This window comes from Methylophaga sp. UBA3603, assembly GCF_002375335.1.
In the GTDB taxonomy this organism is placed as follows: domain Bacteria; phylum Pseudomonadota; class Gammaproteobacteria; order Nitrosococcales; family Methylophagaceae; genus Methylophaga.
Genome location: NZ_DFMC01000009.1, coordinates 534,436 through 551,033 on the forward strand (window position 1 = coordinate 534,436; position 16,598 = coordinate 551,033).

Consider the following 16,598-nt stretch of genomic DNA (forward strand, 5'->3'; position numbering starts at 1 on the left):
TCTCCATAATAAAGGAGATGAAGCCATCGAAATATCAAAATCCTTTAAAAATCCTCTGCCCCCCAGAGGCTTTTTGGCCCGACTGAAAGGTCGGGTTTTTTTTGGAGCTTATTACTGGGTAAATTGGTCTATTGATAGGTACTGAAAGCAAGAATTTTTGCTTACAATCTCACAAGTTCTTGTTCAAAAATCAACCAATTGTGAATGTGTGAATTTGGTCACCTTTATTTGTGTAGTATGTACATATCATTCAACGCGTATCATCTTTAATTCATAGGGGGGACGATGATCATGAAACTTATTTCAATTCTATTTTCAGGTTTACTTTTAGCGATTTCTGCTTCTGCAGCATCCGCACAAAATTACTATGTTTGTGATAACGGCGACGACAATAACAACGGCCGTTCCGAAACCTCGCCATTCCGCTCATACGAAAAAGCAATGGATACATTTGATAAAATGTCTGCAGGAGATAATATCCTTTTCTGCCGGGGGGGTAAATTTGAAATCACCGAAAGAAAGTGGATAGCCAATTCCCGATGCAATGCAGAAAAACCATGCGCTATCCAAAGTTATGGTGATGAATCTTTAGACAAGCCAATGCTGATAAGCAACGGGGAAACTGCAATTAATTTCCAGAATTCTGGTTCATCAAAACCAGATGGTGGCTATATTGTCAGGGATCTGATGATTATTTCAAACGCTAGTCGTCATTCCGGTATTGCAATGTATAACGATGTAGATGACTTACTAATTGAAAATGTACATATCGAAGGATTTTCAGTTGGTATCCATGCTGCAGGGGCAAATAGCCCAGAGCAAGGCTCAAATCAGGCAAATGATCGGATAATAGTAAGAAACTCTACCATAATTAATAACGCACATCAGGGATGGCTTGGTGGTTGTAATGATTGTCTCATTCATAATAATACATTCGAAAACAATGGTTTTAAAGGCCCTATTCTTTATCACAATATCTACATTAGTAGTCCGACTAAATCACAAGACTTCAAAAATAGTAATATAAAATTTAGTAATAACATAATCAAACATTCAACAAGGGTTGATGGGATTTGTCAGGGGGCTTCCTTGGTGGTGCATGGAATTATTCGGAATCTTGAAATTGTTGACAATAGTATAATTGAAGATAAAGGTAAAGCTGGTTCAGCCTGTTGGGGGATCGCGGTAGATCCAGGCAATAACCTTAATGAATCGTTTATTGGTTTGACAATTAAGCGTAATACTGTTCGGAATGTCGGCGGTCTGGGTATCGGTTGTGCTTCTTGTAAAGATGTTCTCATCGCAGATAACATCATTATTGACGAATCAGATATCATAAGAAATGCAATTGCAGTGCCCAATAAACCTGAAGATAGTCTAAAGTCAGAAAACGTGACCATCAGAAATAATAAAATAATCAACAACCATCAGCTTGGGGTTGGGATTATGCTTGGTGGCCAAAATAGATTCAGCGCCACTGGAAATGATATAAGTCTCTCATCTACAGATTCTAGAGCTGCATGTATTAGAGGGTTAGATGCTAATCTTAAGATTGATGTAAGTAAAAATACTTGTAATTCACATACCTCTGTCAGCATCATAGATGAAAGTTTATTAACTGATGAAATACCGGTGGAAGAAAATACCCAACCGGAGGTAATACTTGCAGAACCTGAGCTTGATACAACACCGCTTTATTCGCGCCCAGTAGTATCAGTATCCGATGTAGTAGTTGCAGATGAGACTACTACTGACAGTGAAACTACCTCTAACATAATCTCTACTGATCGTGGAACAGCAACAGATACAACGACGGAAGAAATTTCTAGCTCCAGTTCTTCAGGTACTTCTGGCTCTAGCTCAGGTACCTCCAGTACTGGAACGGTTGATTCAATGCTGGAAGATGAGATGATTGATTCAACTTCCAGAAGCGCAATGTTATCAGCATCAGTTCAAGAGTCTGCATCAATGATTGATCAATCAATTATTTCAGATATATCAGATCCTATTGCTTCTGAACCAGTAACTACACGTAGTTCCGAATCAATAAGCTCATATCAGGCTCGTTCAGTTACAGTAAACGAAGTGACAAATGTAATTGAGAACGATATTCCCGTTGAAGAAAGTCAATGTCGCGTATTTGCACGCGGACGTTGCATGATGAGGTAGTATATTCATGCTCTTTTAATGAACTGAATAGTTTTACCGAAATTATGTTTCATTAAAAAAATAGATTGTAAAGCAAATAAACTCCGGACATATTATTATGGCCGGAGTTTTTTTATATGTTTATTAATTTCTATTCGTATCAATATATGTTGTAACACGCCCAGCATATGAAAAGGTCAAATTGATCAATAGCAGCTTGGATAAAGAATATAACTATTTCTGATAATAGCTTCGAAGATTACTGCCCAATGAGGTGGGCAATTCTCTGTGAAAAAGTTTATATATTTTAAGTTTTATAATTGGGTTTTCTATACGATATGTTAAAAAATCTGCTGTTGGACAAATCCTAAAATTAGGCGAATCATAAAATATTGATTTTTTAGGCTTGTTGTTTAGTTAACAATAGAAAATTGCGTTTATGTTACCCTAATAAAATTGTTGCAATGTTTGTCAATTTTATCTAATTGAGTCTAGTGTTAAATTTGTCTGGAGCCCCAAGTTTAAATATTTTAACTGGAGGATAATTTTAGTACTTCATTTAAGAAGATTATTAAGTAAATATAGAAAACAATGGAATTGGTAAAATCTTATAAAGGCATTTGTTCTAAACAAAGTTTTGTTGGATTTGCTAACGAAAGATTTAACGTTGAAGAAAGTTCTAAACTCTAATTTCTTTCAATTTAGCTTATCAGTCTGGAGATAACCTTTTACTTTAAAAGGTAACAAATAGACATAACCTTTACGTGTAAATGTTTCGCTTAAGTTTAAAGATAATCTACTAATCAAATATTAAATTATGTGACATAAAATTTATATTTAGTATTGTGATTTACAAAATTTAATATTGAGAAGCTTGCCAAGTAAATTTTATTTAGTTTGGTAAAAGTTTAAATTATTAGTAATTTTGATACGTGCCATTAACTCAAGAGTTTAACCCTAAACTTAAATGTTTAGTTACACTTACGTATAAAATAAGCTATATAAGATGGTGAGGCATACTATTTGTAGTATGTTGTAGAGCATTACGACAAATTATTCAAAAACTGGTATGAGTTAATTTACTACGGTCATTCTATAATAGTGGTTGGATTTATTGAAAACTGATTTTTAGACCAACTGAGTGGTATTAGTGAATTCAGAAAATAGCTGAAAAAATGAGGTTAAAGTGACTCAAAGTAAACCAAAGGTTGTTTATGTCCTTGTAAGCAACACTGAAGACCATTATACAGAAATGGCTATGACGTCTATACATTGTACGAGACGTTATTCCCCTTCTACTTCTGTTGAGCTAGTCTTAGATAAGCAAACTTTTAATAATCTTATAGGTTTTCGTGCGAAAGTGATTGAGATGGTCGACAAAATTAATATTGTTGATCTCAAAGGCGAGAATAATGCTTATACCAGTCGTATGTTAAAAACCCAATTGCGTAACATTGTTGAGGGTGATTATTTGTATGTTGATATTGATGCACTACCAGTTGATGACTTAAATTCAATTTTTGATATCAATGCAGATATAGCTATGTCACATGATATGAATTTACCTCCAGAAAAGTTTGTTTTTCGCCCATTTGAAAGAGAGATATTTGACAAAATCCACTGGCCATTACCGAGTAGATATTTTAATTCTGGAGTTATGCTGGTAAGGGATAATCAACGCACGAAAGATTTTTTTAGGACTTGGCATGATTTGTGGACTGAGAGTAGTAAGCTTGGCTTACATAAAGATCAGCCTGCAATGCATGAGGCCCTACGAAGAGAATCAATGAATGTGTATGCTTTACCCCCGGAGTATAACGTCATGTTGGTATTACAAAAAGGAACTGGGGCTAAAAATCCTGTTGTTTATCACTACAGTACTATCAGATTTGATACAAGAAATGACACTCATTTTCATGAAATAGTAAAAAGGTTGAAGCGGGAAGATAAACTTGATGCTGATTTATTGGAAACAGTAATCCGCTCCAGGTATCCATGGACAAACCGAAATTCTATAAAGTTAAGTCTGGCCACAAGTAACTATAAAATGTTACCAAAGGTAATAATTAATAAATTGTTGTCCAAATTTTGGGATAAAAATGTGGGTTAATTAAAATAACTTTCCTAATTCACTTTATTGGTTTTAAACATTATAAATAATATGCTGAATTTATTACATTATCTATGCTCTTAATTAAAGAGCAAAAGTTGGGTTGTCTTTGATATATGAGTACGATAGAAATAAGCAAAAAACTTATTGTCATAAACTCAACAAGTTCAGCAATATCACTTGTTGTAAATGTCACAGTTTTACTGTGGCTTCAGCAATATTTGCTCAGGCATATTCCGCCAGAAGAATATAGTTTAATTCCTATTGTCTTATCTGTGATGGCCTTTGCTCCACTTATAACTACGGTCCTAACTGGTGGTATGGCGCGATACATGACCGTTGCTTATGCACGTGGTGATGAAGAAGAAGTCACGCGGATATGTTCTTCCATGTTTCCATTGTTATTGATGGCTGGTGTTGCATTATTCATATTGGGACTAATACTTGCCTGGAATATTGACAGTGTTCTGGTAATTGACCCTAAATATCGTTTTGATGCTCAGATTATGTTGATATTAATGGTGTTCTCAACCTCATTACGGTTACCAATTACGGCATTTAATTCTGGTTTTATGGTGAGACAAAAACTTGTCTGGTCAGATCTCATTGATATCGGATGTCAATTTTTAAGAGTTGGGCTATTGCTTGTTTTGCTTTTTGAGGTTAGCACTAGAGCTCTATGGGTGACCGTTGCTCTGGTTATAAGTGAACTTGTTGGTATGAGTATTACTACTCCTATCTCCATGAAATTGGTCCCAGCTCAGCGATTCAGATTTAAGATGTTTAAGGCGGCTCTGGCAAAAGAAATTAGCAAGTTTGGTGGCTGGTGGCTGGTGGGAAGCTTATCTGATGTGCTTAAACGATCGATGGATCCGCTGATCTTAAATCGTTTTGCTACTGCGGTTGATGTGACTATATTTTATGTGGCTGATATGGGGCCCAGGTTGCTTACTCAAGTTTTAACGCCGATCACTCGTCCATTTTACCCGATTCTTGGGGCAATGTACGCAACACAAGATTTCATTAAGCTTAGAAATACCTATACACGAACAGCAAGATACCATACGTGGGTGGTAATGATGATCGCTGTACCGGCGATGATTTTTTCAACACAGTTGATGCACCTATATCTTGATGGTAAGTATGACGAGGCCGGGGGCGTGATGGCGATCCTTCTGGTTGTGAGTGTCCTAGCAGCAATGAATGCTCTAGGCTCGGCTGTTGCATTGGCAGCTGGTGATATGAAAGGGCTCTCTTTAAGAGTAATTGTTGTTCAATCGGTGAATTTAATACTGACGGTACTGTTTGTTATTTATTTGCAAAAGGGAGCATATGGTTCGGCGTATGCAACATTGACAGCATTTATATTCGTAGAAGTAACACTTAAATGGCCGTTTTGCTGGAAGATTGCCCACACGAGCTTTGAAGATTGGTTCAAAGAAGTTTTTCAACCTACTATATATACGGCGATACCCTCTGTTATTTTATGTTTTCTGTGTCTGAAATTTAGTCCTCCAGACTCATGGATTAAGTTGATAGTATATTCAATATTCAGTGCAATATTATACGTAATTACAATTGTGATTATTGGCATCCGACAACAGGATAAGATAGATATATATAAATTTAGCCATAAAGCTCCACACTTTCTCAAGCCGGTATTAATTTATCTGTCTCGAGGTCATGGTTCTGATAAGAACAGCCAACATTAAAAATAGCCTTATACACATGGATAGAACTCAAAGCATTTTACTTTACGATCCTAGATATACTACCAGTTTTGGAATTGGCTACGCTGCAGATTCGATAGCTATGTCCATGAATAGTTCCGATCTAGAAGTAGATGTTTTCTCATTGTTTAGTGATTTAGACCTACAACTGGATAAACGAAAGACGATCGTCAGAAATAAACTCCTTTTTTCTGTCCTTAACAAGTTCCTTGGTCTGGCAAGAATACGTAAACTTTCCGAATATAAATTCAAATACCTTATTCGCAAATATGATATTGCATATTTGTGGCCGGGGGCGCATTTACGTACTTTTCAACAGGCAAAAAAACATGGAAAAATCTTAGTTATTGAGTCAATTAATTGCCACCAAAATACAGCTAATCAAATTCTTGATAAAGAAATGCAAATACTTGGTATTGCAGAGTATAAGAAAATACCTGAGGCGAGTATTGCTGATGAGAACCTGAAATTAACAATGGCAGATTATATTTTTTGTCCAAGCCCCAACGTCACCAAATCCATGCTAGAAAATGGTATTGAGCCTGCGAAGTTGATCGAAACCTCTTATGGTTTGGGTGAGCATCAGCGTCACTATCCTAAAAAGACGACTTCGCCACCCGGTGAGCTTAATGGACTTTTTGTCGGTAGCGGTATTATAAGAAAGGGTATTCATCTTTTACTTGAGTATTGGAGAGATGCTAATTTGAAAGGTAAGCTGGTCATTGTTGGAAGCATTGATCCAGCTATTGAACATATAGTTAAACCCTATCGCGATGATTCTAGATTTGAATTTATCAATTTCACCAAGAATATTGATCAATATTTCAAACAAGCTGATGTATTCATGTTGCCCAGTCTTGAAGAGGGAAGTCCGCTGGTGACCTACCTCGCCATTGGTGCTGGCTTACCTTGCATCGTCTCTCCGATGGGCGGTGAGGGCGTGATTCGGGATGGCGTGGATGGCTATATTATTGATCCACATGATAAGTCGGCATGGATTTCAGTATTATCGTTGTTGGCTACTAATAAAGCAAAACTTAAGGAAATGTCATTGGCCGCTTATGCCCGTTCGGAGTATTTCTTGTGGCATAATGTTGGCCAGCGTCGCGCTGATGCGCTCATTACAAGGATAGGTGACAAACGATGAAAGTGCTTGTGCTAGGTGGCAGTGGTTTTATTGGCAGTGCACTAATTGATGGTTTGTTGAATCAAGGGCATCAGGTTAAGGTTTTTGATCGTAATATCGAAACGCTTAGAAAGCAATTTCCTGAGATTGCTGACGCTGTGCAGGCTGATTTTTCCGATGTGATGAGCCTTACAGAGGCAATGAGTGGCGTGGATATGATCTTTCATCTGATCAGTACCTCTGTGCCTGCCACATCGAATAAAAATCCAGTTCATGATATCGAAAGTAATCTGGTCAATACAGTAAAACTTCTCGAATTAATGCGTAATGCTGACCTTAAACGTATCGTTTATCTTTCTTCTGGCGGTACAGTGTATGGCGCACCCAAAAGCTTGCCAATTACTGAGAATCATCCCACTAATCCGACCTGTAGTTATGGTATTGTCAAACTAGCCATTGAAAAATATTTGCAAATGTATGCTGAGCTTTATCAGCTTGATGTCACTATCCTCAGACCCTCAAATCCATACGGACCGGGACAGACACACAAGGGAGTACAAGGTTTTATTGGAACGTGTATTGATAAGATAAATGCTGGTCAGCCTATTACAGTCTGGGGAGATGGTAGCGTTGTCAGGGACTATGTATATATTGACGATGTAGTTTCGGCTTGTTTGGCAGCAATGACTACTGAGTATACAGGTCCAGTAAATATTTCCAGTGGGGTAGGATATTCTCTGAATCAAATCATCAATATGATTGAAAAATACAAAGGTGAAGAGATTGAAGTTATTTATCAGCAAAAACGCAGTTTCGATATACCGGAAGTTATTCTGGACAACCAGTTGGCTAAAACCTCTCTCGGTTGGACACCTCTAACTTCAATCGAGCAGGGGTTGGGGCTTACTCTTCAACATGGCTTGAAATAATAGCCAAAAAAGATTTTTACTTTGCCAAATATAATTGCATACACCTCACTGATAGCCTGGCCATTGGTTATGCTGTTTCTTCTTAACCGCTTTGGTACGTCGAGGGGGATTTTACTGTGTCTTTTAATTGCATATTTGATTCTACCCGCCGGGTTTGACATTGATTTTCCGCTTATCCCCGCACTCAATAAATATACGCTTACTTCATTGGTTTTATTGATATATTTGTTGCTTACAAAACAACCTACTGGTTACCGGGAATTAAAAGGCTGGCATAAGTTTGTTTTTCTAATGCTGATGATTTCACCTTTCCTGACCAGTATTACGAACCAAGAACGCTATCATTTTATACAGGGACTGAGTCTATATGATGGATTATCCCAGTCGGGTATCGGTTTTTTAAGTTTTTTTCCTTTTTTGTTGGGCTTGGCGTATTTCAATACTCATGAACGACAGATCATGTTGCTCCGATTCGTAGCGATTGCAGCGGTCTTGTATTCAGTTCTTGTTCTGTATGAAATTAGAATGAGTCCACAGTTACATGCATCACTCTATGGATACTTTCCTCACTCTTTTTTACAGCAGTATCGTGAAGGTGGCTTCAGAGCAGTTGTGTTTCTTGGTCATGGGCTGGTCGTGGCTATGTTCATGGTAGTGGGTTTCGCATGTATTTTTGCCTTGCACAAGGCAAAGGTCAGAGCCTGGAGATTTGATAATAGATTGCTCTTATTAGTTTTGTTTGTAACCATTGTGCTGCAGAAAAGCTATGGGGCAATGCTTTACGCTTTGCTTGCTGTGGCAATGCTCGGTTTCTTTTCTCCTCGTAAAATACATTTAGTCACGATTGGTATTGCTGCAATCTTTTTGACCTACCCTGTGACATCATCCATGGGCATTTTTCCACATCAGCAGATAATCAATGTAGCTTCTTCATTAAGCGCTGAGCGTGCTCAGTCTCTGAGTTTTCGCTTCGAACAGGAAGATGTTCTATTACAACATGCCCTCAAAAAACCAGCCTTCGGTTGGGGTAGTTGGGGACGTAACCGGGTTTATGATCCAGAAACGGGGGCTGACCTCAGTGTTACAGATGGGTATTGGGTTATTGCGTTGGGAACTGGGGGCTGGTTGGGATTTATCGCATTATTTTACTTTGTATTAATGGCTATATATCTCTCCTACAAGAACCAAAGGTATATGCATGAAAAGCATGAACAATACCTGATGGCGGCACATAGCCTTATTGTGGCGCTGATCTTGATTAATCAGATGCCAAATGCATCACTCCACCCGCTTTACTGGTTAATAATTGGCTCATTATTTTCAAGAGCGTTAATGTTCGCTGATTCAAAAAAACAGGTACTCAATGGAAAAATACAGCCGAAACATTCTGTTGCTAACAGCAACTATTAGCCCCAAAACGAATCAACCATCTCTGATCATCACGGATGAGAAAGAGAGATTATTTCAATATAGCCAGGCATTAGAATATTATATTCATGCCAAAGCTTCAGGTGATATTGATGCTATCGTATTCGTGGATAACTCAGGGTACGATGTAAGTGATCTCAGACAAAAATATGGGCGGGATGACGTAGAGATAATCTCGTTTTATGGTTTGGATTATCCAGTTGAATATCATCGCGGTTACGGTGAGATGACGCTTATCGTAAAAGCATATGAACATTCAAAGTTGCTTCAGAGTGTTTCTAAGCATGGTCATGTATGGAAAATTACCGGCCGGTATAAGATAAAAAATATCAACAGCGTAATACGGTTTTCGGACTCTAACTTTGATGTGCTATGCAAATTAAATAAGGGCTGGATGGCGATGGAAATTTTTTCATGGAGTCAAAAAGGATTTTCAGAACTCATTCGTTCCTTGCCGGAGCATTTAAAGAGTCGAATGCCACCGGAGATTATTATCCCCAGATTGCTGATTGAAAAGAAAACCACAATTTTAGTCTCAAAAGCTATTTACCCGGCATATATTTCAGGTGTCAGGGGGAGTGATGGAAAATCATTTATTGGGAGGTTTGGTGTGATAAGACATGCGTTGGCAGTGTTAATGTTTTGGCCTAAAAAAACCATAATGGGGATATTTCAAAAATGAGCAGTCAGTTTGGTTTTTTAACGCTAGCGATCAAAAAAGATTATAAAAAAGCAATTGCACTTTCACTCAGAATAAGACAGTTGATGCCTGGCATTCCTATTGCTGTGGTTTGTCCTTCATTCCTACATGATAATCTTTCTCCTTTTTTTGATACTGTCATAACAGAATATCCAAATCTGCGAGGCTTTGAACATAAGTTGTATTTGGATAAATATTCGCCCTTCGAGAAAACTTTTTTTCTCGATGCAGATATTCTTATGATTCGGGAGATTGGAGATTACATTGCAGATTGGACAGGTTCGGCTTATGCCGTTCGCGGTCATCTTGTAACGAGCGGTATAAGTAGTTTTGGCCTTGATCGAGAACTTGCTCTGACAATTATAGATAAGACCGAATTTGCTCACATAGGAGGGGCAGGACATGCGTATTTTGAAAAACCGGCATGCGAACGTGTTTTTAATGAAGCTCGAGAAATCGCGGCAAATTATACTGTTTTTAAAGCAGAGAGACTTGCCGATGAAGATGTGATGGGAATCGCGATGTCAAAATTGGATATAAGACCTAAAGATAACAAAAGTTTTCTTGGAAGTCCCTGGGCTGCAGTAAACAATAGTTTCAAAATTGATGTGAATAACAATTTTTGCTCCTATGAGGATGCTATATTTGGCAAGGTATCACCCGCGATTATACATTTTCCATCAATGGGGAAACCTCTGACCTATGCAAGAGAAATGAGGAAAATATTTCGTAAAAATGGACTATCTTTTTATAGTGTGTACTACGATGCTCTTATCGAATACATGACTTTCAAAAAATGGATATTCATGAAGTGGTTTCGCAAGACTTTCAGTATTTAAACTCCTATTTCGAAATTATAAAAAATGACCTCTTTAACAAAAAAAATAAGTAAATTTTTTGGCTGTTTGACTAAAGACCAAATTACAGAAAAACCATTTAAAGTTGTTGAGAGAAATGGGGGCGGTAGGAATATCATTTTTGTCTTGCCAGTTTCGGAAAAACCGGCAGGCGGATCAATCGTTTCACATCATCATTCATTGACGATAAACAAACTTAATCATAAAGGTTTCAACTCTCAAGTCTTTTATCCGGTCGAGCTTAAATATGATACAAGTAAATTTAACACCAAATCGATATATAAGCGCGACACCAACTTCGATAAAGATAAGGACTTTGTTTTAATTCCCGAAATGATGGCCTGTAGGTATGCCCCTCTTTTTCTGAAATTAGGCATAAAGTATGGCATTCACGTCCAAAATGGCTATTCTTTAGGGCTTGAAGTTCTGCTTAAAATAGAAGATTTCTCCACGTTGAAGAAGGTGTATGACTTTGCAGATTTGATTATCGCGAATTCCGAGGACACCCTGAAAAATGTAAAGACAGTTTTTCCTCAAGTAGCTGAAAAAATCATTAGATCCTACTTCGTTATAAATAAAGCTAAACACCAACAGGTAGAAAAGAAAAAAAATATAATTACCTACATGCCCAGAAAACTGGGTAAGCATAGTTCACTTGTTCTGCTTTTCCTGGGTGATAAATTACCGGCCAATTGGTCTGTAAAAGCGATTGATGGAGTTACCGAACAAGAAGTCTACGATATTTTCTATGAATCGAAGATTTTTCTGTCCTTCAGTGAGTTTGAGGGATTAGCGATGCCCCCAGCGATGGCGGCGATGTCAGGAAACAGGGTGATTGGTTACACTGGCGAAGCCAATAAAGAGTATTTTCATTTGCCTTGCTTTGAAGAAGTTTATTGTGGAGACATTAAAGACTTTGTCAGAAAGATTCTCGCTGCAGTTGAGCGTTTTGATGCAGGAGAAGAAAAGCTTGATTTGAACTCCATTGAGTATCTCAAAGATTTATTTTCAGAAAAGCGACAACAGTCATTCATTCGTGAGCTGATCGAAAAAATTGATGAAAAGTTGCCATTATCATGAGCTCGCAATTAGATTTGTTGATTGTCCTAATTAACTATAAAACACCCGAAATGACCTGTGATTGTCTGGCTTCGCTTTTGCCAGAAATCCCTAATTCAAATATTCATGTTGCTGTGGTTGATAATGATTCACGGGATGACTCTGTAAAACAAATCGAATCTTGGATTATTAAAAACAGTACCGATCAGGTACATCTGATCTCTTCCGAATATAACGGTGGTTTTGCCTTTGGCAACAATCTTGGTATCTCCTATAAAAATGCAAACAACTATCTATTACTGAACAGCGATACAGTTGTTCGAAAGGGTGCCATCGAAGTTTTGCTTGAAACTATCAAGGCTAATGTTTCAGCAGGCGTAGTAAGTCCCAGGCTGGAATGGCTGGATGGAAAACCTCAACTTAGTTGTTTTAACATGCACACGCCTGTTAGTGAATTCTTATCTGCGGCTAAAACAGGTTTGTTTAGCAGAATATTGAATAACTATGTTGTTGCAAAGCCATTGGAAGAGTCGCTCAGTTACTCAGATTGGACAAGTTTTGCCTGCGTCCTCATACGACGAGAAGTATTTGAACAAGTAGGTCTTATGGATGAGGGATTTTTCATGTACTTTGAAGATGCAGAATTTTGTTATCGAGTTAGGAAGGCTGGCTGGAAAATCCTCAATAATCCTGATGCACATGTCGTGCACCTTCGTGGAGGCAGTTCACCACTAAAAGAACAGACGCGTCTCAAAAGACGTTTACCGCTTTACTATTATGAATCCAGAAGTCGTTATTTTTATCAAACTTATGGACGTTTGGGACTTTTTCTTGCCAACATAATGTGGACTCTTGGCGCAGTGATTACCAGATTGAGAAGCCTGATTTCATCAACTTATAGCCCAGATATTTCTGACAAACAATGGCAGGATATTTGGACAAACTTTTTTAACCCTCTTAAAAAGTACACCCATCCAGATGACTACAAGAAAACCTGATTTCATCATTATTGGCGCGATGAAAAGTGCTACAAGTACGTTACATGAACAACTTGCACTTCAACCGGATTTTTTTATGTCTACCCCAAAGGAGCCATTTTATTTCAGTGACGATGAAGTATTTTCCCGGGGGCGAGAGTGGTACCTGAACCTGTTCAGTAATGCTGAACCAAATCAACTTTGTGGTGAGTCCAGTACGCACTACACCAAGTTGCCAGATTATCCAAATACCATCAATCGGATGAAATCTGAATTACCTAGGATCAAACTGATATACGTGTTAAGAGATCCTGTGGAGCGCTTGATTTCGCATTATATTCATCAGTGGTCTCAGAATGTATTTCGCTGTGATATTAATGAGGCGATAGACCGATATGATGAACTTGTGAATTACAGCCGTTACGCCTATCAAATTCAGCCTTACATTGACACCTATGGGCGTGACAATATTCTGTTTGTATTTAACGAAGCTTTACGTATCAGACCACAAGCCGAGCTGGAAAGAGTTGCGAAATTTTTGGGAGTCGAGCCCAATAGAGTAAAGTGGCAAGAAAATCTGTGTGAACAAAACGTTTCGAGTCAGAGAGTGAGACGATTTAGTGGCTATAAACTCTTGGTTGACTCATCCATAATGACATTCCTAAGAAGAAGTTTAATTCCCAAAAGTTTTAGAACACAGGTTAGGGGATTACTGTCCATGCGAAAAAAACCCGAAATAATTCCTTCAAAACTAATTGAACTGAACCGGATTTTTGATGAAGATTTGGTTAATCTCAGCAAAATTCTGGGTCAGGAGTTTCAAACAGCTACATTCAAAGATAATGCTATCGCCTATAAGTGGGAGAGGGGGGCATGAGCAATGATCTGACTGGAATTTCTTCTGAAGTCCCTGAATGGAGTAGAGAGAAAATAACACAGTTTTGGATGCCAAATCGGAAACTGTTGAAATCAATTAGAGACTATGACCGCCATAAGCAGAGTGGATCAGCTTGGTCTAGTTTGTTCAAGCGTCTGGCAGTATTGAGGCACCGATTCTGGTCCGTGATAACGAGTGCAGATATTCCACTGAACGGTAAGCTGGGTGGTGGTTTGTCGATCCCTCATCCCAATGGGATAGTGATTCATCCTTTAAGCGTGATTGGTGTTAACTGCCTTATACATCAACAGGTTACAATTGGTGTGAAGCGTGGTGATCCTGGTGCACCCATAATAGGCGGACATGTTGATATTGGAGCTGGGGCAAAGATTATAGGCAATATTACGATTGGGGAGCATGCTCTTATTGGTGCTAATGCAGTGGTAGTAAAAGATGTACCCGCATACGCTATCGTTGCCGGTGTCCCTGCAAAAGTAGTTGGGTATAACAGCTCGAATAAATCTGAATAAGTTCTAAATAAAAGCCAATGTCATTAATATCTTGTTATGACATTATTTACATTTATTTCAAATGTTGATATGTCAAAAAGGAATGGTTATGAAAAATGAAATATTTTATGTTTGTGGTGCTCTTCGTTCGGGCTCGACTCTGTTACATCTGATGATAGATAACCATTTAAAATTAAACAATCCTGGTGAATTTGATTTTTTCTTTGATCAGATAAATAAAAATGGTGAAGAGCCAAGTTTGAAGTATTATAAATCATGGTTGGGGACGCACAGAATTTATAATTCTAAAGGGCTTTCTTTTCCAGAGTCAGCTATAAGTTACTCTGATGTTCTGGATGATTTTGTTCAGCAATTGGGGATGAACAATAAAAAACTAATCTTAAATATACATAGAAATTTTGAGCATATTCCAAAATATTTTCCTGACGCTAAATACATTCATTTAGTAAGAGATCCACGTGATGTGGCAAAATCCAGTATATCTATGGGCTGGGCTGGAAATGTATATTTTGGTGTCAAACATTGGCTTGAAAGTGAACTGTCGTGGGATAAACTTACAAAAGTGGTGAAGCCAGAAAATATTCATGTTTTAAAATACGAAGATTTAGTTAGTGATCCTTATAAAACTCTCGATAATTTATGTAAATTTATTGGTGTCGAATTTGACAGTATGATGCTTAATTACCATGAAAACTCAACGTATGAGAAACTCGACCCATCTCTCGCTTTTCAATGGAAAAAGAGGCTGTCAGAAACTGAGGTAAGATTAGTTGAAACAAAAGCGGGACATAGGTTGAAGTCACTGTCATATGAAATGAGTGGGTTTTCTCCAATTGAAATTGGTTTTTTTTATAAACTGTTACTGGCTTATCAAAATAAACTATTTAGATTTAATTTTAATACTAAAAGATATGGTTATGGTCTTGTTATCAAAGAAAAGTTCTATAGAAATTTTGGTATGGTAGAAAAACACCAAGATATTAGAGTTAAAATGAACCAAATTGAATTGAAATACGTTAAGTGATGATGTTTTAAATAATTGAAATAGCAGTTTTTATCGGTAAAATCACATCAAAAAATTGTAATAACACGTAATTAAAATTTCTAGACGAGCACAAATGAATCCAACTTTAAGTCGCAGGCTCTCATGAAAATAGGTGCAATTGTAATTGGTCGAAATGAAGGTCAAAGGCTGATTCGTTGTCTGCAATCTTTAGTTGATACAAATAGTATTGTATATGTTGATTCAGGTTCTACGGATAGTAGTGTCAATTCGGCAAAAGCGCTTGGTATTGAAGTAGTTGAATTGGATACTACTATTCCTTTTACCGCTGCCCGTGCCCGAAATACTGGTGTTTACTATCTGTTACAGAAATATCCAGATATTGAGTTTATTCAATTTGTTGATGGTGACTGTGAAATAGCTGACGGATGGATAGAAATTTCAAGCCAATTTCTTCGTGAGAATCCGGATTATGCCGTTGTATGTGGACGTCGTCGGGAAAGGTTCCCACAAGCGAGTATTTATAATCAGCTTTGTGATATTGAATGGGATACTCCAATTGGCGATACATTGGCTTGTGGTGGTGATGCACTAATCAGAGTTTCTGCTTTCATGCATGTGAATGGCTATCGTGATTCAATGATCGCAGGTGAAGAGCCTGAAATGTGTTATCGATTGCGTGGGGCGGGTTGGAAAATCTCTCGTATAGATACTGAAATGACTAAGCATGATGCGGAAATGACCAGAATATCTCAATGGTGGAAACGGTCGAAACGTGCTGGACATGCCTATGCCGAAAGCCTGTATATTCATCATTCTGATGTGGAGAAGTTTCGTAAGCGGGAACTGGTGAGTATTTTGCTATGGGGGTTGATGTTACCCGTTTTTATTTTAGTCCTCAGTATCTCCTTATCGGGTTATTGGTTGATATTTTCAGTAGTTTACCCCTTGCAGGTATTGAGATTATACCTGGCTTATCGTGATGGATTGAGCGACAAAAACGCTCTTTTATACGCCTGCTCAAATGTATTGGGTAAGTTTGCTCAGTTAGCTGGTGTTATAAGCTTTGTTTTGAAGAAAGTTTTCGGGAAAGATTCGGTTTTAATCGAGTACAAATAGGAATA

General features: G+C 37.8%; 14 protein-coding genes. All 14 read left to right on the forward strand.

The features are described from left to right. Positions 1–291: 291 nt before the first annotated feature. The 14 genes from B4F66_RS09815 to B4F66_RS09880 all read left to right on the forward strand — a co-directional run bounded on the left by B4F66_RS09815 (position 292) and on the right by B4F66_RS09880 (position 16,593). Positions 292–2,169 carry a right-handed parallel beta-helix repeat-containing protein gene (locus B4F66_RS09815; RefSeq protein ID WP_292355589.1) on the forward strand — a complete coding sequence of 626 codons (1,878 nt, stop codon included), beginning with the start codon at positions 292–294 and terminating at the stop codon, positions 2,167–2,169. Between the two features lie 1,165 nt (positions 2,170–3,334). Further along, positions 3,335–4,258, forward strand: a complete 924-nt coding sequence (locus B4F66_RS09820) for a glycosyltransferase (RefSeq protein WP_292355591.1) — start codon at positions 3,335–3,337, stop codon at positions 4,256–4,258. A gap of 116 nt (positions 4,259–4,374) precedes the next feature. Then, positions 4,375–5,970 (forward strand): lipopolysaccharide biosynthesis protein, encoded by a 1,596-nt coding sequence (locus B4F66_RS09825; RefSeq protein WP_292355593.1) that lies wholly within the window; start codon positions 4,375–4,377, stop codon positions 5,968–5,970. 16 nt (positions 5,971–5,986) lie between these two features. Further along, on the forward strand, positions 5,987–7,135 hold the full coding sequence (locus tag B4F66_RS09830; RefSeq protein ID WP_292411210.1) for a glycosyltransferase family 4 protein: 1,149 nt from the start codon (positions 5,987–5,989) through the stop codon (positions 7,133–7,135). Then, positions 7,132–8,043 carry an NAD-dependent epimerase/dehydratase family protein gene (locus B4F66_RS09835; protein WP_292355597.1) on the forward strand — a complete coding sequence of 304 codons (912 nt, stop codon included), beginning with the start codon at positions 7,132–7,134 and terminating at the stop codon, positions 8,041–8,043. Before B4F66_RS09830 ends, B4F66_RS09835 begins: the two co-directional genes overlap by 4 nt. Before the next feature lie 69 nt (positions 8,044–8,112). Continuing rightward, positions 8,113–9,453 (forward strand): O-antigen ligase family protein, encoded by a 1,341-nt coding sequence (locus B4F66_RS09840; RefSeq protein ID WP_292355599.1) that lies wholly within the window; start codon positions 8,113–8,115, stop codon positions 9,451–9,453. Then, positions 9,407–10,153, forward strand: a complete 747-nt coding sequence (locus tag B4F66_RS09845) for a metallophosphoesterase family protein (protein ID WP_292355601.1) — start codon at positions 9,407–9,409, stop codon at positions 10,151–10,153. The genes B4F66_RS09840 and B4F66_RS09845 overlap by 47 nt, the downstream gene beginning before the upstream one ends. Beyond that, complete coding sequence (locus B4F66_RS09850) at positions 10,150–11,010, forward strand: hypothetical protein (protein WP_292355603.1); 861 nt, start codon at positions 10,150–10,152, stop codon at positions 11,008–11,010. The genes B4F66_RS09845 and B4F66_RS09850 overlap by 4 nt, the downstream gene beginning before the upstream one ends. A 24-nt stretch (positions 11,011–11,034) precedes the next feature. Further along, the gene (locus tag B4F66_RS09855; protein WP_292355605.1) at positions 11,035–12,108 is read left to right on the forward strand and encodes a glycosyltransferase family protein; all 1,074 of its coding nucleotides are present in this window, start codon (positions 11,035–11,037) and stop codon (positions 12,106–12,108) included. Beyond that, positions 12,105–13,085, forward strand: coding sequence for a glycosyltransferase family 2 protein (locus B4F66_RS09860; RefSeq protein ID WP_292355607.1), 981 nt, complete (start codon positions 12,105–12,107; stop codon positions 13,083–13,085). The genes B4F66_RS09855 and B4F66_RS09860 overlap by 4 nt, the downstream gene beginning before the upstream one ends. A 19-nt stretch (positions 13,086–13,104) precedes the next feature. After that, positions 13,105–13,941, forward strand: coding sequence for a sulfotransferase family protein (locus tag B4F66_RS09865; protein WP_292740873.1), 837 nt, complete (start codon positions 13,105–13,107; stop codon positions 13,939–13,941). After that, on the forward strand, positions 13,938–14,471 hold the full coding sequence (locus B4F66_RS09870; protein WP_292355611.1) for a serine O-acetyltransferase: 534 nt from the start codon (positions 13,938–13,940) through the stop codon (positions 14,469–14,471). Before B4F66_RS09865 ends, B4F66_RS09870 begins: the two co-directional genes overlap by 4 nt. Positions 14,472–14,559: 88 nt before the next feature. Further along, complete coding sequence (locus B4F66_RS09875; protein WP_292355613.1) at positions 14,560–15,495, forward strand: sulfotransferase family protein; 936 nt, start codon at positions 14,560–14,562, stop codon at positions 15,493–15,495. A gap of 123 nt (positions 15,496–15,618) precedes the next feature. Beyond that, complete coding sequence (locus B4F66_RS09880; RefSeq protein WP_292355614.1) at positions 15,619–16,593, forward strand: glycosyltransferase family 2 protein; 975 nt, start codon at positions 15,619–15,621, stop codon at positions 16,591–16,593. Positions 16,594–16,598 lie beyond the last annotated feature (5 nt).